Genomic DNA, 22,754 nt, shown 5'->3' on the forward strand with positions numbered 1-22,754 from the left:
AGAAAAAGATGATAAAATATAAAAAAATATCTGTTAAAAAGATATTAGTATTATGCTTATTAACTATTTTTCTTGTAGGTTGTAACAAGAATACACAAACACACTATAATAGGAATATTAAGATAGATATAAAGCTACCAACAACGCCTATTAAAAATCAAGGAAATAGCCCTCTTTGCTGGATATATGGCATGCTTGCAACTATAGAGACAGAACACTTAGTAAAAGGCGACTCTGTAAACCTTAGTGAAGATTACCTTGCGCGCATGTATCTACGTGAGCAAGCTATGCAAAGACTATATAACAAGCGCAACTATCGTAACAAAAATATCGACCTAAGAGGTACGATGCCTATGGTCATAGACCTTTTACAAATATATGGACTACAGCACATAGATGCGTATCATAAAACTAATAATACCAGCTATAATGTAATGGCTAAAAGGCTATCACTACTTACAAAAAGCTCATATAATGTTACACCAAAAGATATAGACAACTATCTTGATAAAAGCATAGCTTTTATGCCCAAAAAAGTGTTTTTATACGGAGCTGTTTATACACCACAAGAGTTTGCTAACAGCGTATGCACTAATGATGAATATACTGCTGTTACGAGCTTTTTACATCACCCCTTTATGCAGCGATTTCCACTTGAAATAACTGATAACAAGTTTCATAACACATTTCTTAATGTACCTTTAAACAAAATTATTACACTTATAGAACATTCCATACAACAACATCACCCTGTATGCTGGGAAGGAGATGTATCTGAAGAAGGATTTAACTGGCAACAAGGTATTGCAGATGTTAATAAAAATATGTTACCTATAACTGCTGAAAAGCGACAAAAAGCATTTGAAAACTACCAAACCACCGACGACCATATAATGGAAATAGTAGGATTAGCACACGATGAAAAGGGGAAAAAATATGTTCTTTGCAAAAATAGTTGGGGAAAATCTAATTTTCTTAATGGGTTCATATTTTTAAGTTACGATTACATAAAACTAAAGACTATAGCTATTATGGTAAAAAATAATATCAAATAACTATTAATAATATATACTATAAGATGAAAAGTAATGCTGTTTTTACTTTTAAAAAATTAGGTTTTATACTAAAATAAAACACCTTCTATAAAATAAAAAACAAAAAAATGAATTGAAAAATAATTTATTTTTAGTGTATTTTTAATCTATTTTTATATCAAAAATAGGTTATTTTTTAAAACGAATCATAATCCTTTGATATTTAGTCTTTTATGTTTTACATTTAAATATATCATTTTTATTGAAGAAAATATATATATCAGCAAGTAAAACAAAACATCTATAAAAACATAATTTATTAAAACATAAATAACAGCATACTTGTAACTTTTTTCTACATTGATAGTTATGTTAATTACCTAACTGTTAAAATATTGAGAAAAACGGCAATAATTGGCTTTTTTAGCGTAATTTTGTAATTTAAATATAAAGTAAAATGAATCTTACCAGCATAGTAAACAAACTGTATTTTAAATCGCGTCGAAAAGAGTTAGATCAGTATACTCTTCACACAGAAGATCTTCAGCAAGAGGTAATGCTATATCTTTTAAATAGAGCAAATAACACTGAGTATGGCAGAAACCATCTTTTTTCAACAATAAATAAATACGAAGAATTTACACAAAACATACCTATAAACACATACGAAGAACTAAAAAAAGACATAGACCGTATGAGGCATGGAGAAGAAAATATCCTATGGCCTGGAAAAGTAAAATGGTATGCTAAATCATCTGGTACGACAAACGATAAAAGTAAGTTTATACCTATAACCTCAGAAGGTATACAAAACATACATTATAAAGGCAGTACGGACGTGGTAGCATGCTATTTAGATAACAATCCTAAAAGTCGTATGTTTGAAGGAAAGGGCTTAATCCTTGGAGGAAGCCATTCACCTAATTATAATCTACCCAATTCTTTAGTAGGCGATCTAAGTGCTATCCTAATAGAAAATATCAATCCGCTTGCTAACTTAGTACGAGTACCTAAAAAACAAACAGCTCTTTTAAGCGATTTTGAAGTAAAACGTGATCTTATAGCACAGGAAACTTTAAATAAAAACATAACTAATATCTCTGGTGTTCCATCATGGATGCTATCTGTTTTAGTGCGTGTTATGGAATTATCAGGTAAACAACATTTAGAAGATGTATGGCCTAATTTAGAAGTATTCTTTCATGGTGGTATATCTTTTACACCTTATCGCAAACAATATGAACAACTCATAACTAAAAGCGATATGCACTATATGGAAACTTATAATGCTTCAGAAGGCTTCTTTGGAGTGCAAAACGATCCCAATGATAAAAGTATGATGCTTATGGTAGATTATGGTGTTTTTTACGAATTTCTACCCATGGACGAGTTTGGAAACGAACATCCTAATATAGTTCCACTATCTGGCATTGAGCTTGATCGCAACTATGCTATCATTATAAGCACTTCATGTGGATTATGGAGATATATGATAGGAGATACAATAAAGTTTACTTCTAAAAATCCATATAAATTTATAATCACTGGTAGGACAAAATATTTTATTAATGCCTTTGGTGAAGAACTTATAATGGATAACGCAGAAAAAGGTTTAGCAGAGGCATGTAAAGTTACAGATGCACTAATATCAGATTATACCGCGGCACCCATTTATATGGATACAAATGCTAAATGTCGCCATCAATGGCTTATTGAATTTACAAAAGAACCAAAAAGTATATCAGAATTTGCTGCTATACTCGACAAAAAATTACAAGAAATTAATTCTGATTATGAAGCTAAACGCTTTCATGATATTACATTACAACCACTTGAAATAATAGTAGCTCGGAAAGGATTATTTAATGATTGGCTAAAAAATAAGGGTAAGCTTGGGGGACAACACAAAATTCCACGTCTATCTAACAATCGTACAAACCTCGAAGAAATATTGGCTTTAAACAAATAAGCCAATATTACATTTTTTTTTTTAAAACTATATGAAAGAATATCATACTGATAAGCAAAAATATATAGGTAGCCATAAATATTTACAATTAGCTTTACTAATACTTTTAGGCTTTACTACCTTAATTTTTATAATTACTTCATGTGCCAGAATAGGTGAACCTGATGGTGGCTGGTATGATGAAACACCACCAAAGGTAATAGGAGCATCACCAGAAGACAAAGCTATAAATGTAAATAGCAAAAGAGTAATAATAAAATTTAATGAGTTTATCAAATTAGAAAACGCATCGGAAAAAATTATAGTTTCACCTCCACAATTAGAAATACCAGAGATAAAAGGGCAAGGTAAAAGTATTAGTGTTAAGCTTCTTGATGAATTAAAACCTAACACTACTTATACTATCGACTTTTCAGATGCTATATCAGATAATAACGAAGGTAACCCTTTAGGTAACTATACTTACTCTTTTTCTACAGGTAATCATATAGACACTATGGAGGTATCTGGATATGTATTAGAGGCTAAAAACTTAGAACCTATAAAAGGAATTCTCGTAGGACTATATAGCAATCAGAGTGATACTGCTTTTGAAAAAACACCTATGCTTCGCGTATCACGCACAGACAGTAGAGGACATTTTTCTATTAAAGGAGTAGCCAATGGCGATTATCGTATATATGCTTTAAAAGATGCTGATAATAACTATTTCTTTAATCAAAAGAGCGAACAAATAGCTTTTACACCAGAGGTTATCACACCATCTTCTAAACCTGATATAAGACAAGATACATTATGGTCGGATACACTTCATATAAAATCTATTGAACGTGTACCATACACTCACTTTCTACCAGACGACGTAGTATTAAGAGCATTTACTGAAGTACAAACAAACAGGTTTTTATTAAAAGCAGAAAGAAAAAATGCCAATCATTTCACACTATATTATAGCTATGGAGATAACGAATTACCAAAAATAACAGGACTTAATTTTAATGCAAATAATGCTTTTTTGGAAGAACCAAGTCTTAACCAAGATACTATTACTTATTGGATAAAAGATTCTACGTTGATAAATCAAGATACACTTCGTATGAAAATAGATTATAATATGAGTGATAGCTTAGGAAAATTAATACCTAAAATTGATACTTTGGAAATACTTTCACGGGATCCTTACACTAAAAGATTAAAAATAAAACAAGAAAAAATAGCTAAATGGAAGAAGATACAAAGCAAAAATAAAGAACGTGGTAAAAATTATCAAACAACAATGCCTACAGATCCTCTCACTATACGTATAAACGTAGATGCTGCAATGGATCCTGATAAAAACCCTTCTTTTGAAGTAGAAACACCATTAGCAAAAATAGATACTACCAAAATACATCTTTATGAAAAAATAGATTCCTTATGGTATAGAGCTAAATATCAATTGGGAACTGTAGCAGGAAATCCACGAAAGTTAATGATGGTTGGACAATGGGATCCCGGACATGAATACAGTATAGAACTCGATTCTGCTGCATTTACAGATATTTATGGTTTAGCTTCTAATAAAATAAAACAAGGTACACGCATAAAATCACTTGACGAATATAGTACCCTTACCCTAAATATTAAGGGAATGGAAGGAAAACACTGTTTAGTACAGCTAATTAATGATAGCGATAAACCCGTAAAAGAGGTACAAATGCAAAATAATAAAGCTGTTTTTTATTATATAAATCCTGCCAAATATTATATTCGACTTATAGACGACTGTAACGATAATGGTAAATGGGATACAGGAAACTATGCTTTACAACAACAACCTGAAGGCGTTTATTATTATGGAAAACAAATAGAATGTAAAGCTAAATGGGATATTACCGAAACATGGAATCCGCTATCAACACCTCTTTATAAACAAAAACCAGGTGCTATAACAAAACAAAAAGCTGAAACTGTAAGAAAAGCACGCAGCAGAAATGCAGAACGAGCAAAAAAATTAGGTATAGAATATAATCCAAAAAATGGCTTAGATAATACGCAGAAAATAAAGACTAAACTTTTTTTCTTTAAACATAAAAATAAAAAACAAAAGAAATAAAATAATGGAAACAAATCACTTACTCATCATTCGTTTCTCTGCAATGGGTGATGTAGCAATGACTGTACCCATAATAGCATCATTAGCAAGACAATATCCTAACTTACTAATAACAGTTTTATCACGCCCATTTGCTAAAGATTTCTTTGAAGGACTCAATGATAATATACATTTTATTGGTGCCGACTTAAAGAAAGATTATTTAGGTATTAGTGGCTTAAACAAACTATATAAAAAACTAAAAAGAGAAAACATTACACAAGTAGCTGATTTTCATAATGTTTTACGTACTAAATATCTACGTTTACGTTTTAAAATAAATGGTATTCAAACAGCATATATAAACAAACACAAAAAAGGTAAACACAAACTTTGTAAAAGAAAACACAAACTACTTATACAACAACCTACATCTTTTGATAACTACATAGACGTACTTAAAACATTAGGATATAATATTAAAGCTAAACATAAAAGCATATTTATTCCTTACGGCAATATACAACCATGTAATATATATTATAAAATAGGTGAGAAACAAAATACTGATCACTGGATAGGTATTGCACCTTTTGCTGCTCATAGTGGTAAGATGTATCCAAAAAACAAAATGAAAGAAGTTATCCAACAAATATCCACACTTCATCCTACATGGAAACTATTTCTTTTTGGTGGAGGAAAAAACGAATTAGACACATTTTATGAATGGGAAAAACTCTTTACGCAGTGTGTTTGTGTAGCATCTAAACTTAAAGGATTAAAAGAAGAATTATCTCTTATATCAAATTTAGATGTTATGATATCTATGGATAGTGCTAATATGCATCTTGCTTCATTAGTAGGAACACGAGTTATTAGTATTTGGGGAGCTACTCACCCATATTGCGGATTTATGGGTTGGAATCAAAAAGAAAAAGATGCTATACAAAATAACAAACTTTATTGTCGACCGTGTTCTGTCTTTGGCAACAAACCTTGTTATAGAAAAGACTTTGCATGTATGAATACTATAAAACCAGAAGATATAGTAAAGAAAATAGAAGAGGGATAGTAATATATTCCTCTTTTTATTATTTTACTAATGTAAAACAAAGCTATTATATATAATAGAACTTAATCTAATAACTCTTTTTACTATATCTTATACCAAGATACTTTTAATATCTTATCAACAAAAACTGTGGAAAACTATGTTTATAAATAGTGTAATAACCTTATAATAACTATAGGGATATTCACTATAGCAAGATAATAACAAAGAATTAGTGGATATACACATAGTTATTAATAATGTTTTATACAAGTTTTACACAGATATTTTACTAAAAAAGATATAAACTTATTATCTTTGCAACAATCAATATAATTGTGGAAAACTTAATATAAAACTGATTATCAATAAAAAAGCAATTTAATAAATTGTTGATAACAATAAATATAATGTTGATAAGCAATTAAACAAGAAAAAGATAAAAAAGTTATGCAAGTTTCCACATTACATCATACTACATATTTTTTATTTTTAAAAATAAGAAATATAACATATATAATATATAAAATAGGGTAAAGCGTATGAAACAATTAAATATTTATATTTTGTCTTTTCTTCTATTCTTTACAATGGGAGTATCTGCACAATGTACTTTTAGAAATACAGCCTTTAATAGTGGGGAACATTTATCTTATAATCTTTATTATAATTGGAAGTTTATTTGGGTTAAGGCAGGTACCGCATCTTGGTATACAGTATCTTCTAATTATAATGGTGTTCCTGCTTATCGTGCTTCATTGACAACACGTGGAAATAATAGGGTAGATAATTATTTTGTATTACGAGATACTTTGTTGTGTTATAACACTAAGAATATGGTTCCACTTTATTATCGAAAAGGTGCAAGAGAGGGTAAACGTTATACGGTAGAAGAGGTCTTTTATTCTTATCATAATGGTGTTTGTAAGGTACGTCAACATCGTATAGGTACTGAGGGAAAGAATTATTGGAAGGATTATAATTCTAATGAATGCTTATATGATATGATGAGTATATTTTTAAGAGCGCGTAGTTTTAATCCTGAGAGCTGGAAAAAAGGTTATGTAGTATATTTCCCTATAGTAGATGGAGATAGCCATAATGAGGCTAAAATAGAGTATAAGGGTAAAAAAATAATAAAGGCTGATAACAATATTAAGTATAATTGCTTAGAACTTATTTATTATGGATATGATGAAAAAAGATGGAAAAAGATAGCAACATTCTTTGTTACTGACGATCAGAATCATATTCCTATACGCTTAGATATGTTTTTAAAGTTTGGATCTGCTAAAGCTTTTCTTACTTCTATGCGTGGTATTCGTAATAAGATTACTTCTGAAGTGGATTAATAACAAACTTTTAATGTTTGTTTGGTATTATAAGAAAAAAATCCGATTAAAAAATGTAATCTTAAATGATTTCTTTTAATCGGATTTTTATCATTTTTATTGATGTGTATATAGAAATACTTTTATAGATGTAGAGTATTTTTATATATCTAACTTTTTTTTATTGTTATATATGCTGCTTTATAATTTATTGTTGATAGATTCGTTTTGTAATTCTATAACATTTTCTTTTGTTTTCTTTTCTGTATCTATAGTGTAAAGTATGCTTTTTACAAAATCAGGTTCTCTTCTTATTCTTTTATAAGTAAGCTTAGCAGCATTTTGCTGACTTTCCTTTTTTGTAAACCCTTTACCTTCTTCGCAGCGTACATTACCAATAACAACTTGAGCAAGAAAAATAGGATTACCATTCTCATCAATAGATGTTTTTACTTCATCAAAGGTAACAGAAACTTTATTTTTCTGTGTCCATTCTATGAGTTTCGACTTATAGTTCATTTCTTGATAAGCCATTTTTTCTATGCTAAGTAAACATCCACAAACATGGTCACGCATGAAAATCATGCAGGCATTATATCCGTGATCTATATAAAGAGCTCCTACTAAAGCTTCAAAGGCATTACCTGCTATATTACAGTTATGTGTTATAGTATGCCCATTTTGCTTTAACATCTTATTAATACCCATTTCTGTTGATACCTTGTTAAGTGTTTCTCGTTTTACAATTTTTGAGCGTGTATTAGTAAGAAATCCTTCACGCTTATTAGGAAAACGATTATAAACAATATCGGCAACAACACAATCAAGTACTGCATCTCCTAAAAACTCTAAACGTTCATTATTTATTAGTTTACCTTTCTTGTTACGTTGAGATACACTTTTATGTAAAAGCGCTGTTTTATAATAAGAGATGTTGTGAGGAATAAAGCCTGTTATTTGGTATAAAGATAAATAAAGCTCCTTTTCTTTACGGAAAGGGAGCTTTATTTTATCTAATATTTTATTCAGCATATTTCTTGAAAATCACACAAGCATTATGACCACCAAAGCCGAAAGTGTTGCTAAGAGCAGCACGTACTTCACGCTTTTGAGCCTTGTTGAAGGTAAAGTTCAAGTTATAATCCAGTTCAGGATCTTTATCATCGTCCTTGTGATTAATAGTAGGAGGAATGATATCGTTTTTTACAGCTAAGATACAAGCCATAGCTTCTACAGCACCAGCAGCACCAAGAAGGTGTCCTGTCATACTCTTTGTAGATGAAATATTGAGCTTATAAGCAGCATCGCCAAAAAGTTTTTTTATAGCTTTAGCTTCTGAAATATCACCAACAGGAGTTGAAGTGCCATGGACATTGATATAATCGATATCTTCTACACTCATACCTGCATCATTAAGGGCTGCTTTCATTACTAAGTTAGCTCCAAGACCCTCTGGATGTGAAGCTGTGATATGATATGCATCTGCTGATTCACCTTCACCTACCATCTCTGCGTAAATCTTTGCACCGCGTGCTTTCGCATGCTCAAGCTCTTCTAAAATTATACAGCCTGCACCTTCACCCATTACAAACCCATCACGAGATGCTGAGAAAGGACGTGATGCTCCTTGTGGATCATCATTACGGGTAGATAGTGCATGCATTGCATTAAATCCTCCAACACCACTTGGAGTAATAGCTGCTTCAGCACCGCCAGCTACTATAACATCTGCCTTACCTAGACGAATTTGATTAAAAGCGGCAGCAAGTGCTGTGCTAGATGAGGCACATGCCGATGTTGTAGTGTAGTTGGGACCGCGGAAACCAAACATAATACTAATATGTCCAGATGCAATGTCGGCAATCATTTTTGGTATAAAAAAGGGATTAAACTTAGGACCTTTTTCTTGATTCTTAGCATAATAACCCACTTCCTCTTCGAAAGTTTTAATACCACCTATACCTACTCCATAGATAACACCAACACGATTCTTATCTATAGTTTCTAAATTGATAGCAGAATCTTTTACGCCCTGAATAGCACTGATAACAGCTAATTGAGCATAACGATCAAGCTTACGAGCCTCTTTACGATCAATATAATCGTTTATATTAAGACCTTTTAATTCGCAAGCAAATTGCGTTTTAAACAAAGAAGCATCAAAATGAGTAATAGGAGCTGCACCACTCTTACCAGCAAGCATTGCTTCCCATGTTTCTTCAGGATTATTTCCTAAAGGAGTTACGGCGCCTAATCCTGTTACTACTACTCTTTTTAATTCCATTAAGTTTAATTTATAAGTTAGCTAAAAATAAAAAGCCAAGCAAAATTTTACTTTTGCTTGGTATTTCTTATTGCTAAAGATATTACTTAGCATTAGCTTCGATGTAAGAGATAGCATCACCAACAGTGGCAATCTTTTCAGCCTGCTCGTCTGGAATAGAGATACCAAATTCTTTCTCAAATTCCATAATTAGCTCTACAGTATCCAAAGAATCTGCACCAAGATCGTTAGTGAAGCTTGCTTCAGCCTTAACTTGTGCTTCATCAACACCTAGTTTGTCTACAATAATAGCTTTTACTTTTGATTCAATTTCTGACATAGTCTTAATTTTAAAATGTTTAATTATTAATTGTCAAACTTAAAATTCGTGTGCAAAGTAACAATCTTTTTTCTATGTGTGCAAGTTTTTTTCTTAAAAAAGTATATTTAATTGCACAAACTATATATCATTGTGCAACTTTTTTTTTAATTTTATTATCTTTTGTCATATTGCTATGTTATAATTAAATATTAAAATATAATATTTTCAGAAATCTAATATACCACAATTATGTATAATATTGCTACGGAAAAATATTAGATATTCTTTCTTTTCTACTAAAAAATATATTTTTATATATTTTATTTATTTTCAAAGGCTGTATTTATTAATTAAACTTGTATATTTTGAGGTAGAATATGTATTAAGGAAAAAGGCTGCTTTTTATTTTGCACATTGCAGAAATTCTTATATATTTGCATTTAAATTAATATAAGTAATACATAAGAATGTCATTTACAGAGAATAGTAATAAAATTTTTAATCAGGCTATTAGAGATTATCATATAAAAGATGACGTAAATACGCCTATTGATAATCCTTATGATCGTAATTCTATAGAGAATCGTCTTTACCTAAAATGTTGGATAGATACTGTTCAATGGCATTATGAGGATCTTATTCGTGATCCACATATTAATGCGGAGGAAGGAATGAGCTTAAAGCGTCGTATAGATCATTCTAATCAAGATAGAACAGATTTAGTAGAGCAAATAGATTCTTATTTCAGACAGCAATATTCTAATGTCAATCCATCTGCTAATGCTACTATAAATACAGAAAGTCCAGCATGGGCAGTAGATAGATTATCTATATTAGCTTTAAAAATATATCATATGCGAGAGCAAACAGAGCGTACAGATGCTTCAAAAGAACATATTGAAAGATGTAAGGCTAAATTAGCTATTTTATTAGAACAACAAAAAGATTTAAATATAGCTATTGATCAGTTATTAGATGATATAAAATGTGGACGAAAGTATATGAAAGTATATCGTCAAATGAAAATGTACAACGATCCAAGCACTAATCCTATTCTTTATAAGAAATAAAAAATATATATTAGTTAATAAAAAAGATATGGGCTACAATAAAATAAAATCATTGTAGCCCATATCTTATAATTATGATATATCATTTAGAAATTTAGCTAATTTATTAACAGCTATTGCACGGTGGGATATTTTATTTTTTATATTTTCTCCCAAAGAAGCAAAACTTTTATTGTAATTTTCTGGTATAAAAATAGAGTCATAACCAAAGCCACCTGTGCCTGTCTTTTCTAAAGCTATATGTCCTTCTATACAGCCCTCAAACTGATATTCTTTTCCATTTATTATTAATGAAATAATAGTACGAAAGCGAGCTTTTCTATTACTATTATTACCTAATTTTCTTAAAAGTTTGCGTATATTAGCTTCGCTATCATGATCTGTAGTATCATCATAACGTGCAGAGTATACTCCTGGTTCACCATTTAGAGCTTCTACTTCTAAGCCCGTATCATCTGCAAAACAATCTATATGATAGTGGTCTACAATATATGATGATTTTATTCTTGCATTCTCTTCAAGTGTTGTTCCTGTTTCAGGTATTTCTTCATGACAACCTATATCTTCTAATGATATTATCTCAAAATCTTTGCTAAGTATTTTTTTTATTTCAGAGAGTTTATGTTTGTTATTTGTTGCAAATACTATTTTCATTATGTTTCTTTTATGTTTTTGGTATATTTTCTGTTTCTTCTAATATAGCTTTATGCTCTTTTACATGTTTTTGTTTTACAGAAACTTTGATAGAGTCAAATCCTTCACCATAGACACCTATAACTGCACTTTGACTAACAAAAGCATTAGGATCTGTCATTTTTATAAGACGGAATATTAGTTCGCTTTCATTTTTACGAGCAAGAAGACATATTACTTTAATATCTTTTCCTGTATACCAACCATGTCCGTCAAGAATAGTCATTCCATGATCAGTTTCTTTAGAAAGAATAGTTGCTATTTTTTCATGTTTGCGTGAATAAATCATAAATTGTACAGACGATCGTCGACGACTATAAATAAGATCAAGCATACCACATTCTACAACTATTGTGCATAAGCCATATACAACTTTATGTGCCCTGCTTGCCATATCTCCAAACTGTGGTATAAAAAAACAGCTTGATACTATTAACACATCAAGTAACATTAGTGCTTGTCCTAATGATACTTCTTTATATTTATTTACTACAGCAGCTATTATGTCGGAACCACCTGTACTACCATTATTTAAGAAAACTATAGCAAGTGAAGTACCTGTTAAGCAACAACCTACTACCATAGACATAAATGACTGGCTTTCACCGAGAATTTGGATATATTTACCATGATCATCTACTGGCATTAATATTTGTGCATATTCAAGCATATAGTATAGAGCTATTATAGCATATATGGTTTTTACCATAAATTTCCAGCCTAAAACTTTTAACGCAACGATCAGCAACGATACATTGATGATCATATATGTATAATGGATTTTAAAGCCTGTTGCGTAAAAAACTATAGCCGCTATTCCTGTAACACCTCCTGTTACAGTTTCATAAGGTAAAAGAAAGATAGTAAAAGCAGAGGTATAGAGTAATAAACCAAGAGTAATAAATATATAGTCTTTTACCTCATTTATAACTTTTGTGTTGCTCATTTTAATACAATATTAATAATTTTCTTAGGAACGATGATAATTTTTACTATTGATTTGCCAGCAATATATTGTTGACTCTTTTTTTCTTTTAGAACTTTATTTTGTATTTCATCATTTGAAGCATTAGCTGCAAAAAACATCTGAAAGCGCGCTTTACCATTAAAAGAAACAGTAAGTTGCATCTGATCTTCTTTTAAATATTTGTCATCATATATAGGCCATTGAGCATCGCAGATAGAACCAGTGCCTCCTAATTGTTCCCAAAGCTCTTCAGCAATATGTGGAGCAAATGGTGCAATAAGTATAATAAGCTGTTTTAAAAGTTTTTTATTTGTGCATTTTTGTTGCCCTAACTCATTAACACAAATCATAAATGCCGATATTGCTGTATTATAAGAGAAAGATTCTATATCCGATGTTACTTTCTTAATGAGCTTATGAACACTTTTTAAAGAGTCTTTAGATGGCTCATCATTAGTTAATTCTTGTTGGAAAAGTTTCCAAAATTTGCGTAAGAAGCGATGACAACCATCAATACCATTGGTATCCCATGGTTTAGAAGCTTCTATAGGACCTAAAAACATTTCATATAAACGTAGAGTATCAGCTCCATATTGATTTACAATAAGGTCAGGATTTACGACATTGAACATTGATTTAGACATTTTTTCAATAGCCCAACCACATTTATATTTTACTCCTTCTATATATTTTTTACTGCCATCTTCAAAAATAAAACTTGCATTTTTATATTCAGGGCGCCATGCTTTAAAAGCTTTTATATCTAAAATATCTCCATGAACAATATTTACATCTACATGAATAGGAGTTACTTTATATTTGTCTTTCTGTCCTAAAGAAACAAAAACAGGGTCTTTACTATGATCTTCTGTGTTTATGCGATATACGAAATTAGAACGTCCTTGTATCATACCTTGGTTTATAAGTTTTTGAAATGGTTCTTCTTTAACGCTATATCCATAATCGAATAAAAACTTATTCCAAAAGCGACTATAAATGAGATGCCCTGTGGCATGTTCTGTTCCACCTACATAAAGATCTACATTCTGCCAGTATTCAACAGCTTTTTTTCCTACAATAGTTTTGTTATTGTGAGGATCCATATAACGAAGATAGTAAGCAGAAGAACCTGCAAAACCTGGCATGGTGTTTAATTCTAATGCAAAAACATTCTTTTGATCTATTAAACTCTTGCTTACAACCTTTTTCTCAGCTTCATTCCAAGCCCAAATAAGTGCTCTTCCCAAAGGTGGTTCTCCTGTTTCGGTAGGTTCGTATTTATCTACTTCTGGTAACTCTAATGGTAAACATTCTTCAGGAAGCATATAAGGCATATTGTTTTTATAATATACAGGAAATGGTTCTCCCCAATAACGTTGGCGTGAGAAAATAGCATTACGCAGTCGATAATTAATTTTTACTTGTCCTATTTTCTTTTCTGTAACAAAAGTTTTAGTCTTAGCAATGGCCTCTTTAACAGTTAATCCGTTTAGTGAAAATCCATCTATACTAAATTTACCTTTTATAGGAGAGTTAATAACAATGCCCTCTTTAGCATCAAAACTTTCATGACTAATATCAGCTCCTTGTATTAAAGGGATAATAGGTAGATTGAAATGTTTAGCAAAAGCATAGTCGCGACTGTCATGTGCAGGAACAGCCATAATAGCACCAGTACCATATCCTGCTAAAACATATTCTGAAATCCAAATAGGAATTTGCTCATTTGTAAAAGGATTGATGGCATATGAACCTGAAAAAACACCTGTAACCTTACGATCAGACATACGTTCCAGTTCTGTACGTTTCTTTACATACGATAAATAATCTTCTACTTCTTTTTGTTGTTTATAAGTAGTGAAACTTTTTACCAACTCACTTTCTGGAGCTAAAACCATGAATGATACACCAAATATTGTATCGGCACGAGTAGTAAATATAGTAAATGTACCCTTACGAGGTTCTCCTTGAGATGTTGGAGTAATACTTTGAAATATCATCTCAGTACCCTCTGAACGTCCTATCCAGTTACGTTGCGTTTCTTTTATAGATTCTGTCCAATCTACAGTGTCTAATCCTTCTAGTAAACGCTGTGCATATGCTGATACGCGTAAGCACCATTGTTTCATCTTTTTTTGTACTACAGGATATCCACCACGTTCACTTACACCATTTACAACCTCATCATTTGCTAAAACAGTACCTAACTCTGGACACCAATTAACCATTGTTTCACCAAGATAAGCTATACGATAGTTCATTAAAACTTGTTGCTGTTCTTGCTCATTCATAGCATTCCATTGAGCAGCAGTTAAGTTTAATTCTTCATTTTGAGCAACATTAAGCCCGTCAGTACCATATATAGATAAGTGTTTTATTATGTTGTCTATAGGTAGAGCTTTTTGTAAATTGTTATCAAAATATGATGTAAACATAAGTTGGAAAGCCCATTGAGTCCAATGATAATATTTAGGATCACATGTACGTATTTCACGATCCCAATCGAAACAGAACCCAATTTTATCCAGTTGCTCACGATAACGAGCTATATTTTTTTCTGTAGTTATAGCAGGATGTTGACCAGTCTGAATGGCATACTGCTCTGCAGGCAATCCGTAAGCATCATAACCCATAGGGTTAAGCACATTAAAACCTTGTAAACGTTTGTAGCGTGCATATATATCACTGGCTATATAACCTAAGGGATGTCCAACATGAAGACCAGCTCCAGAAGGATAAGGAAACATATTTAGAACATAAAATTTCTTTTTATTTTCCTTTTCCACAGTTTTATAGGTATTGTTTTCTACCCATTTCTGTTGCCATTTCTTCTCAATGTCGTTAAAGTTGTATTCCATTTCGTTTGTAGTTATTATTTTTCTTGCATTATATGATATAGGCTAATATATATTTACTATTCATTTTTTAGTATGTATTAATGCCTAATATCCTAAGGTGCAAAATTACAAAATCTTTCTGAAAATCATATATTTGAAGTATAAAAAGTGGCAAGATAGATATTAGTTATTTTACGAAATAATATTATCTTTGTGTTAAATCTTTTATTTTAGTGTAGTTTTTTAATACAGTTTTATGTCTAATAAGTAAAAAGATTATATGAAATCCTATCAAAACGAAAACGAGTTTATGTTTATCGTTCGGAAATATAAAGCAACGATATATACAGTCTGCTATATGTTTTCAAGTAATGAAGCAGAGATAGATGATCTTTTTCAGGAGATTATGATAAACATTTGGAAAGGTTTAGCTTCTTTCGAGGGGAAAAGTGATATAAAAACATGGATTTATCGTGTAGCTTTAAATACTTGTATAACACAAGATAAGAAGAAGAAACGGCAGAAAACAGAATCATTATCTATGAATATTAGCCCTTTTATAGATAGCGATATTGATTCTAAGCAGATACAAGCTCTTAATCATCGTATAAGCAGGTTAAATCCATTTGATCGAGCTATAGTATTGCTTTGGCTTGAAAATATGAGTTATGAGGAGATAGGATTAGTTGTAGGTATTTCTACAAAAAATGTTTCAGTACGGCTTTTTCGAATTAAAGAACAATTGAAAAAGATGAAAGATTAACTTAAATAAAAACAAATATTTATGAATAAGCAAGTAAATGAATTAGAAGAGATGCGTAAGCAACTCAATATATTAAAAAGTAAATTATCCAATCAAGAAATTGTAAGTGATAAGATGATACGCCAATCTATGTTTAATAAGATGTCATTCTTTAAAAAATATGAATATTTTTCATACATTGGTATTATTATTAGTTTCTTATCTTTCTTATTTTTAACTATAATATTGAAGACTTCTTGGTATTTTTTCTTTTTTTCAATGGTAGTAATAATTGCAGATATTTTATTGGATAAATGGGTAAATAGTTTTTCAGATGAAGAGTTTCTTTCAGGAAACTTACTTCAGACAGCTCAGCATATAGTATGGCAGCTTAAGTTTCGTAAGTTAACAAATATCGTTGTAGCTGTTATTATATTTGTTATTTGGATACCATGGTTATTATTAGAGCTTTATAATGCTGATATATTTATAATTATAAAGGCGCAAGCAGGAAGATATAAAGATCCTTTTCTTTATGGTTTTATAGTAGGTATTTTGGGTTTGATAATAGGTATAGTTGTTGCTATTAAGATTTATTTTAAGATGCAGCACACCAGTAAAGAGATTATAGAGCAAATAAATGAGTTAAAAGGAGAGGCTTAAGATAATATAAGGGTTATTGTTATTAATAGTATTGCTTATTAATAGCTATATAGTCTTTTTTCTATATCAATAACCTTTTACAATTTTCTTAATTTCATTTAGCTTATTAAGTGCTTCTACAGGTGTGAGATTATTGATGTCTAAACCAATTATCTCATCACGAATTTGTTCAAGTACAGGATCATCGAGCTTAAAGAACGAAAGCTGCATATCTTCTTTGTTCTGTTCAAGTTTGTTTATAGATATTTTATCTTTACTTCCTACTTGTGCATTATCGCTTTCTAATTCACTTAAAATAGTTTTAGCACGTTTTACAATACTTCGAGGCATTCCTGCAATATCGGCAACATGTATACCAAAAGAGTGTTCACTTCCGCCTTTTTCGAGCTTACGTAAGAAGATAATTTTACCATTTACTTCTTTTACAGAAACATTATAATTCTTTATACCATGGAAGTTTTTTTCCATTTCGTTAAGTTCGTGATAATGGGTAGCAAATAGTGTGCGCGCTTTTGCGCGTGGTTGTTCATGTAGATATTCTACTATAGCCCATGCTATGCTTATGCCATCATACGTACTTGTACCGCGTCCTAATTCATCAAATAGTACTAAAGAATGTGGTGTAACATTGTTAAGAATGTTAGATGCTTCTGTCATTTCTACCATAAAGGTACTTTCGCCTAAGGATATATTATCAGAAGCACCTACTCGTGTAAATATTTTATCTACTACTCCTATAGTAGCACTCTCAGCAGGAACAAAGCAGCCTATTTGTGCTAATAGTACTATAAGGGCTGTTTGGCGAAGTAAAGCCGATTTTCCAGCCATATTAGGACCTGTTATCATCATTATTTGCTGGTCATCGTTGTTTAGTAATACATCATTAGGTATATATTGTTCGCCTAATGGCAACTGAGTTTCTATTACGGGGTGACGTCCTTGTTTTATGTTTAAGATATTAGAATCGTCTACAATAGGTCTTATATAATTATGTTCTTTAGATGTATAGTAAAAAGAAAAAACACAGTCGAGATGTGCTATAAGGTTAGCATTGATTTGTATTTGTGGTATAAACTCTTGCATATCATTGATAAGTTCTAAAAAGAGCTTATTTTCTAAAATTAATATACGTTCGTCTGCTCCAAGTATTTTTTCTTCATATTCTTTTAATTCTTGTGTTATATATCGTTCTGCTTGTGCAAGTGTTTGCTTACGAATCCATTCTTGTGGAACGCTATCTTTAAATGTGTTGCGCACTTCTAAATAGTATCCAAATACATTATTGAAACCTATTTTTAAGGAGTTGATACCTGTGCGCTTTGCTTCTTGTTGTTGGATTTTCATCAAATATTCTTTACCATGATCACGAATAGTTCTTAATTCATCTAACTCTTGATTGTAACCATGGGCTATAATATTACCTTTGTTAGTAAGTTGTGGAGGGTCGTTTTGTATTTCTTTTTCTATTCTGTTACGCAAGCTTTCACATAGATTAAGCTGTTCTCCTATTCTTTTAAGTACTTTATTGTCAGCGTGTAAGCATACTTCTTTAATGGGTATAATAGCTTTTAAAGCATTTTTTAATTGTACAACTTCGCGCGGTGATACTCTTCCTACAGCTACTTTTGATATAATACGTTCTAAATCGCCTATACGGTGAAATTGTTCTTGTATTGTTTCGCAGAAGTTTTGTTGTTTAAAGAAATAGTCAACTATATCTAATCTTTCTTCAATAGTTTTTACAGTTTTAAGTGGAAAGACTACCCAGCGACGCAGCATTCTTCCTCCCATAGGTGTGATGGTGTGATCGATAACATTAAGAAGCGATGTCCCTTCTTCGTTTATAGTAGATATAAGTTCGAGTGAACGTATAGTAAAACGATCCATTCTTACGTATTTTTCTTCTTCTATACGTGTTAAGGCTGTTATATGTCGTATTTGTGTGTGTTGCGTAAGCTCTAAGTATTGCATAATGGCTCCTGCCGCAATGATACCATTATGCAGATGATCAACACCAAAACCTTTTAAATTAGTTGTAGCAAAATGTTTTAGTAATTTTTGATTAGCGTTTTGTTCTGTAAAAACCCAATCGTCCATTTCAAAACAACAAAGTTTAGTTCCGAAGTTTTGTTCAAAGTCTTTTTTACATGTTCTATCATATAATATTTCTTTAGGGGAGAAACTTCCTATGAGTTTTTTTACATAATCGTATGTTCCTTCACTTGTAAGAAATTCGCCTGTACTTATGTCAAGGAAGCTAATGCCACATGCTTGTTTGCCGAAATGTACAGCTGCAAGGAAATTGTTTTCTTTATAATTAAGAACATTATCAGTTAAAGCCACACCAGGTGTAACAAGTTCTGTAATGCCACGCTTTACCATCTTGTCCATAGGTGATAAGCCTTTTTTGCCTTTTATCTCTTCTCGCTTCTTTTTAGGGTCTTCTAACTGGTCGCATATAGCTACCCGTTTTCCTGCTCTGATAAGTTTAGGAAGATAAGTATCAAGAGCATGATGAGGGAAGCCTGCCATAGCAATATCACTACACCCTGCACTATTATTGCGTTTAGTAAGTGTAATACCTAATATTTTTGCAGCATCAATGGCATCGTCATGGTAAGTTTCATAGAAATCTCCACATCGAAAGAGAAGGAGGGCATCAGGATGTTTTGCCTTCATTGAGAAAAACTGTTTCATCATTGGTGTCATTCCTTTATCGTTTTTTGCCATTGATATTTATCCTTTCTTATAGGTTAATATAATAATTTATAATACACAAAAATACAAAAATAGAGTTTAAGAAGCAAATCTTTTCACGTTATGCTATGGTAAGATGTTAGGAGCTTTCTACGAGCCTATTTTTATCTCTTTACCTTTTGAGCGCCATATAGCCCATGCGCCAAGCAGTATTAGTGGTATGCTAAGTATCTGTCCCATATCCATAGGTAAGCCTGCTTCAAAAGCCACTTGTAGCTCTTTGGTATATTCTATAACAAAACGGAACACAAAGATAAGGAATAAGCATAAGCCAAAGAATAATCCTGTACCTACCTTTTTAGGGTTACGTCTGTAAATGAAGTAAATTATGACAAAGAATAGTAGGTATGCGATAGCTTCATATAGCTGTCCCGGGTGGCGTGGCTTATTATCTACTTTTATAAAAATAAACGCCCAAGGTACGTTAGTTACTTTTCCAATGATCTCTGAGTTCATAAGGTTACCTATACGTATAAAGCATGCTGTGATACTGGAGCATATACCAAAGAAATCGAGTACCACCCATGTTTTCATCTTGTATCGTTTTATATATAGATATAATCCCACAAGTAGTCCTATCACACCGCCATGAGAAGCTAATCCCTGATATCCTACAAACTTCCATTCTCCATTATAAAGGTGTCGTATAGGAATTATCATTTCTATAATATGATCCCATGAGGTTAAGAAATATTCAGGTTCATAAAACAGGCAATGTCCTAAACGTGCTCCTAACAAAATACTTATAAAGACGTATAGAAAGAGTGGGTCGAACTTTTCGCTGCTATATTTGTGTTTTTTGTAAAGCCACTTCATCATAAAGTAGCCTAATGCAAGCCCTAATAGCCAGCACATTCCGTACCAGCGTATACCTGCAGAGCCAATAGGTAAGAGATATTGGCTTGGGTTCCATGTGATATATAAAGGTAGCATAGTGTTTTTATTGAATGATTTTATTAAACATTAAAGCGAAAGTGCATGATGTCTCCATCTTGTACTTCATACTCTTTACCTTCTATACTTAACTTTCCTGCTTCACGGATTTTAGCTTCCGATCCGTATGTAATGTAATCATCATATTTTATTACTTCTGCTCTAATGAAGCCTTTTTCAAAGTCGGAATGAATAACTCCAGCACATTGTGGTGCTTTCCAACCTTTATGGTAGGTCCATGCCTTTACTTCCATCTCACCAGCAGTAATAAATGTTTGTAGATTGAGTAAGTGATAAGCTTTATTTATTAGTCTGTTAACACCGCTTTCTTCTAATCCAAGCTCATCGAGAAACATTTTTTTATCTTCATAGCTTTCTAATGAAGCAATATCTTCTTCTGTTTTAGCGGCAATAATCATTGCTTCTGCACCTTCTTCTGCAGCAATCGCTTCTATTTGCTTACTATATTCATTCCCATGTTTTGCACTGTTTTCATCTACATTACAAACATAGAGTACAGGCTTGGTGGTTAATAAAAACAAATCGTGAGCAGCTTGTTTTTCCTCTTTGCTATCAAAGGTAACGCTGCGTGCATTTTTTCCTTGCTCTAAAGCTTCTTTATAAGCATTTAAAATGTTTAGCAGTGTTTTTGCATCTTTATTACCTGCAGCAGCTATTTTTGCTGTTTTAGTAATTTGTCCTTCTACAGTTTCAAGGTCTTTTAGCTGTAATTCGGTGTCTATAATTTCTTTGTCTTCTATAGGATTTACTCTCATTCCTCCTTCTCTGACAACATTATCATCATCAAAACATCTTATAACATGAATAATAGCATCACATTCTCTGATGTTTCCAAGAAACTTGTTTCCTAATCCCTCGCCTTTACTTGCTCCCTTTACAAGACCTGCAATGTCTACTATCTCGCACGTAGCTGGTACGATGCGTCCAGGATGAATTATTTCTGCCAACTTGTTAAGTCGTTCGTCAGGCACTGTAATAACGCCTAAGTTAGGCTCTATAGTGCAGAAAGGAAAATTAGCAGCTTGTGCTTTTGCGCTACTAAGACAATTGAAAAGAGTAGATTTACCTACGTTTGGCAAGCCTACAATACCACATTTTAATGCCATATATTGTTTAAACGTTTATTTCTTTATTATGCAAAAGTACATAATAATAATGACAAAAACTATTAATGCACGATGATACTCGCTTTTTTTATCGTACTTTTGTATAATAATTATTATTAAAGGAAATAAAATCTGATGTCAAAAGATACAAGTTTTATGTTAAAAGGGATAGCTATATTAATGATGGTTTTCCTACATTTATTTAATAGGGTAGATGTTGTTATAACACAAACAACTCCTCTTTTGTATATAGGGTCTATTCCTTTTGTTAATATTTTAACAAGAGCTTGTCCACCCGTACCATTTTTTTTAATTTTAAGCGGATATGGATTAGATTATATGTATGCACAAGGTAGGGTTAGCTTTAAAAATCAATTACACAGATTATTAAAGCTTTATATAACATATTGGCTGGTATTATTTATTTTTGTAAGTATAGGTTCCATTTTACGTCCTAATGTTTATCCTGGAGATTTGTATAAAGTTATAGGAAATATAACAAGTTATAATAGTTCTTATAATGCTGTGTCTTGGTTTCTTTTTCCGTATATGCTGTTAAGTTTAACTTCTATTATAATATTTAGAATATTAGACAAGGTAAATAAATACTTCGCTATTATTTTATTTTGTTTTATTTATTTGATAAGTGCTTATATTTATAGTAGGTATATTGCTGTTAAGCAAAGTTATGATAGTGTTTTTGCTCATGTTGTAGTTTATTTTGAATTGATGTTTAGTTTTGTTATAGGAGCATTATTGCATAGGCAAAATATTAAGGGTAAATTGTTTATACGATCTTTAAAAGATAAAAATATTTTATTAATAGTTTGCTTATTAGTATTGGTAAGTAAGTGAGCAAAATTAGTTTACATAAAATATTTATTGTATTTTTCCGTTTTATATGCAATGGGAAAGCCAAAA

At 31.4% G+C, this 22,754-nt stretch carries 18 protein-coding genes; 9 read left to right on the top strand and 9 right to left on the bottom strand.

Annotated features, from left to right (window positions below):
* Window positions 1-8 precede the first annotated feature (8 nt).
* From AC1DCD_RS07170 to AC1DCD_RS07190, 5 genes are all read left to right on the top strand, one after another.
* Window positions 9-1,055, top strand: a complete 1,047-nt coding sequence (locus AC1DCD_RS07170) for a C1 family peptidase (protein ID WP_464640993.1) — start codon at window positions 9-11, stop codon at window positions 1,053-1,055.
* A 436-nt stretch (window positions 1,056-1,491) separates the two neighbouring features.
* On the top strand, window positions 1,492-3,003 hold the full coding sequence (locus AC1DCD_RS07175) for a GH3 auxin-responsive promoter family protein (RefSeq protein ID WP_464640995.1): 1,512 nt from the start codon (window positions 1,492-1,494) through the stop codon (window positions 3,001-3,003).
* Between the two features lie 31 nt (window positions 3,004-3,034).
* Window positions 3,035-5,098: an Ig-like domain-containing protein gene (locus AC1DCD_RS07180; RefSeq protein WP_464640997.1), complete on the top strand. Its 2,064-nt coding sequence runs from the start codon at window positions 3,035-3,037 to the stop codon at window positions 5,096-5,098.
* Between the two features lie 4 nt (window positions 5,099-5,102).
* Window positions 5,103-6,149 carry a glycosyltransferase family 9 protein gene (locus tag AC1DCD_RS07185; protein WP_308532622.1) on the top strand — a complete coding sequence of 349 codons (1,047 nt, stop codon included), beginning with the start codon at window positions 5,103-5,105 and terminating at the stop codon, window positions 6,147-6,149.
* Between the two features lie 521 nt (window positions 6,150-6,670).
* Entirely contained in the window at window positions 6,671-7,480 is an 810-nt protein-coding gene (locus tag AC1DCD_RS07190) for a DUF3108 domain-containing protein (RefSeq protein ID WP_464640999.1), read from the top strand.
* Between the two features lie 180 nt (window positions 7,481-7,660).
* Here AC1DCD_RS07190 and rnc read toward each other — a convergent pair whose 3' ends face one another.
* The 3 genes from rnc to AC1DCD_RS07205 all read right to left on the bottom strand — a co-directional run bounded on the left by rnc (window position 7,661) and on the right by AC1DCD_RS07205 (window position 10,062).
* Complete coding sequence (gene rnc, locus AC1DCD_RS07195; protein ID WP_019036063.1) at window positions 7,661-8,491, bottom strand: ribonuclease III; 831 nt, start codon at window positions 8,489-8,491, stop codon at window positions 7,661-7,663.
* Window positions 8,481-9,743: a beta-ketoacyl-ACP synthase II gene (fabF, locus tag AC1DCD_RS07200; protein WP_464641001.1), complete on the bottom strand. Its 1,263-nt coding sequence runs from the start codon at window positions 9,741-9,743 to the stop codon at window positions 8,481-8,483. The genes rnc and fabF overlap by 11 nt, the downstream gene beginning before the upstream one ends.
* 82 nt (window positions 9,744-9,825) lie before the next feature.
* A complete protein-coding gene (locus AC1DCD_RS07205; RefSeq protein ID WP_004336747.1) occupies window positions 9,826-10,062 on the bottom strand; it encodes an acyl carrier protein in 237 nt (78 codons plus the stop codon).
* 449 nt (window positions 10,063-10,511) lie between these two features.
* Here AC1DCD_RS07205 and AC1DCD_RS07210 point away from each other — a divergent pair, with 449 nt between their 5' ends.
* The gene (locus AC1DCD_RS07210) at window positions 10,512-11,114 is read left to right on the top strand and encodes a DUF4254 domain-containing protein (protein ID WP_008447350.1); all 603 of its coding nucleotides are present in this window, start codon (window positions 10,512-10,514) and stop codon (window positions 11,112-11,114) included.
* Between the two features lie 72 nt (window positions 11,115-11,186).
* Here the strand turns inward: AC1DCD_RS07210 and AC1DCD_RS07215 are convergent, their stop codons facing one another.
* The 3 genes from AC1DCD_RS07215 to leuS are packed head-to-tail and all read right to left on the bottom strand — an operon-like array spanning window position 11,187 to window position 15,632.
* Window positions 11,187-11,768, bottom strand: coding sequence for a non-canonical purine NTP diphosphatase (locus AC1DCD_RS07215; protein ID WP_464641004.1), 582 nt, complete (start codon window positions 11,766-11,768; stop codon window positions 11,187-11,189).
* A gap of 10 nt (window positions 11,769-11,778) precedes the next feature.
* A complete protein-coding gene (locus tag AC1DCD_RS07220) occupies window positions 11,779-12,753 on the bottom strand; it encodes a YitT family protein (RefSeq protein ID WP_008447268.1) in 975 nt (324 codons plus the stop codon).
* Window positions 12,750-15,632 carry a leucine--tRNA ligase gene (gene leuS / locus AC1DCD_RS07225; RefSeq protein ID WP_464641006.1) on the bottom strand — a complete coding sequence of 961 codons (2,883 nt, stop codon included), beginning with the start codon at window positions 15,630-15,632 and terminating at the stop codon, window positions 12,750-12,752. The genes AC1DCD_RS07220 and leuS overlap by 4 nt, the downstream gene beginning before the upstream one ends.
* 259 nt (window positions 15,633-15,891) lie before the next feature.
* On the opposite strand from leuS, the gene AC1DCD_RS07230 reads away from it, so the two are divergent.
* Window positions 15,892-16,374: an RNA polymerase sigma factor gene (locus AC1DCD_RS07230; RefSeq protein WP_019036066.1), complete on the top strand. Its 483-nt coding sequence runs from the start codon at window positions 15,892-15,894 to the stop codon at window positions 16,372-16,374.
* Window positions 16,375-16,395: 21 nt separating this feature from the next.
* Window positions 16,396-17,016: a hypothetical protein gene (locus tag AC1DCD_RS07235; RefSeq protein ID WP_464641008.1), complete on the top strand. Its 621-nt coding sequence runs from the start codon at window positions 16,396-16,398 to the stop codon at window positions 17,014-17,016.
* Window positions 17,017-17,082: 66 nt separating this feature from the next.
* Here the strand turns inward: AC1DCD_RS07235 and mutS are convergent, their stop codons facing one another.
* The 3 genes from mutS to ychF all read right to left on the bottom strand — a co-directional run bounded on the left by mutS (window position 17,083) and on the right by ychF (window position 21,833).
* Window positions 17,083-19,746, bottom strand: coding sequence for a DNA mismatch repair protein MutS (gene mutS / locus AC1DCD_RS07240; protein ID WP_036856489.1), 2,664 nt, complete (start codon window positions 19,744-19,746; stop codon window positions 17,083-17,085).
* Between the two features lie 117 nt (window positions 19,747-19,863).
* Window positions 19,864-20,706, bottom strand: a complete 843-nt coding sequence (gene lgt / locus AC1DCD_RS07245; RefSeq protein WP_008447242.1) for a prolipoprotein diacylglyceryl transferase — start codon at window positions 20,704-20,706, stop codon at window positions 19,864-19,866.
* Between the two features lie 23 nt (window positions 20,707-20,729).
* Window positions 20,730-21,833 carry a redox-regulated ATPase YchF gene (gene ychF / locus AC1DCD_RS07250; protein ID WP_008447212.1) on the bottom strand — a complete coding sequence of 368 codons (1,104 nt, stop codon included), beginning with the start codon at window positions 21,831-21,833 and terminating at the stop codon, window positions 20,730-20,732.
* 135 nt (window positions 21,834-21,968) lie between these two features.
* On the opposite strand from ychF, the gene AC1DCD_RS07255 reads away from it, so the two are divergent.
* Window positions 21,969-22,688, top strand: a complete 720-nt coding sequence (locus AC1DCD_RS07255) for an acyltransferase family protein (protein ID WP_464641011.1) — start codon at window positions 21,969-21,971, stop codon at window positions 22,686-22,688.
* Window positions 22,689-22,754: the final 66 nt, after the last annotated feature.

Source organism: Prevotella sp. C0209C1 (assembly GCF_056583855.1).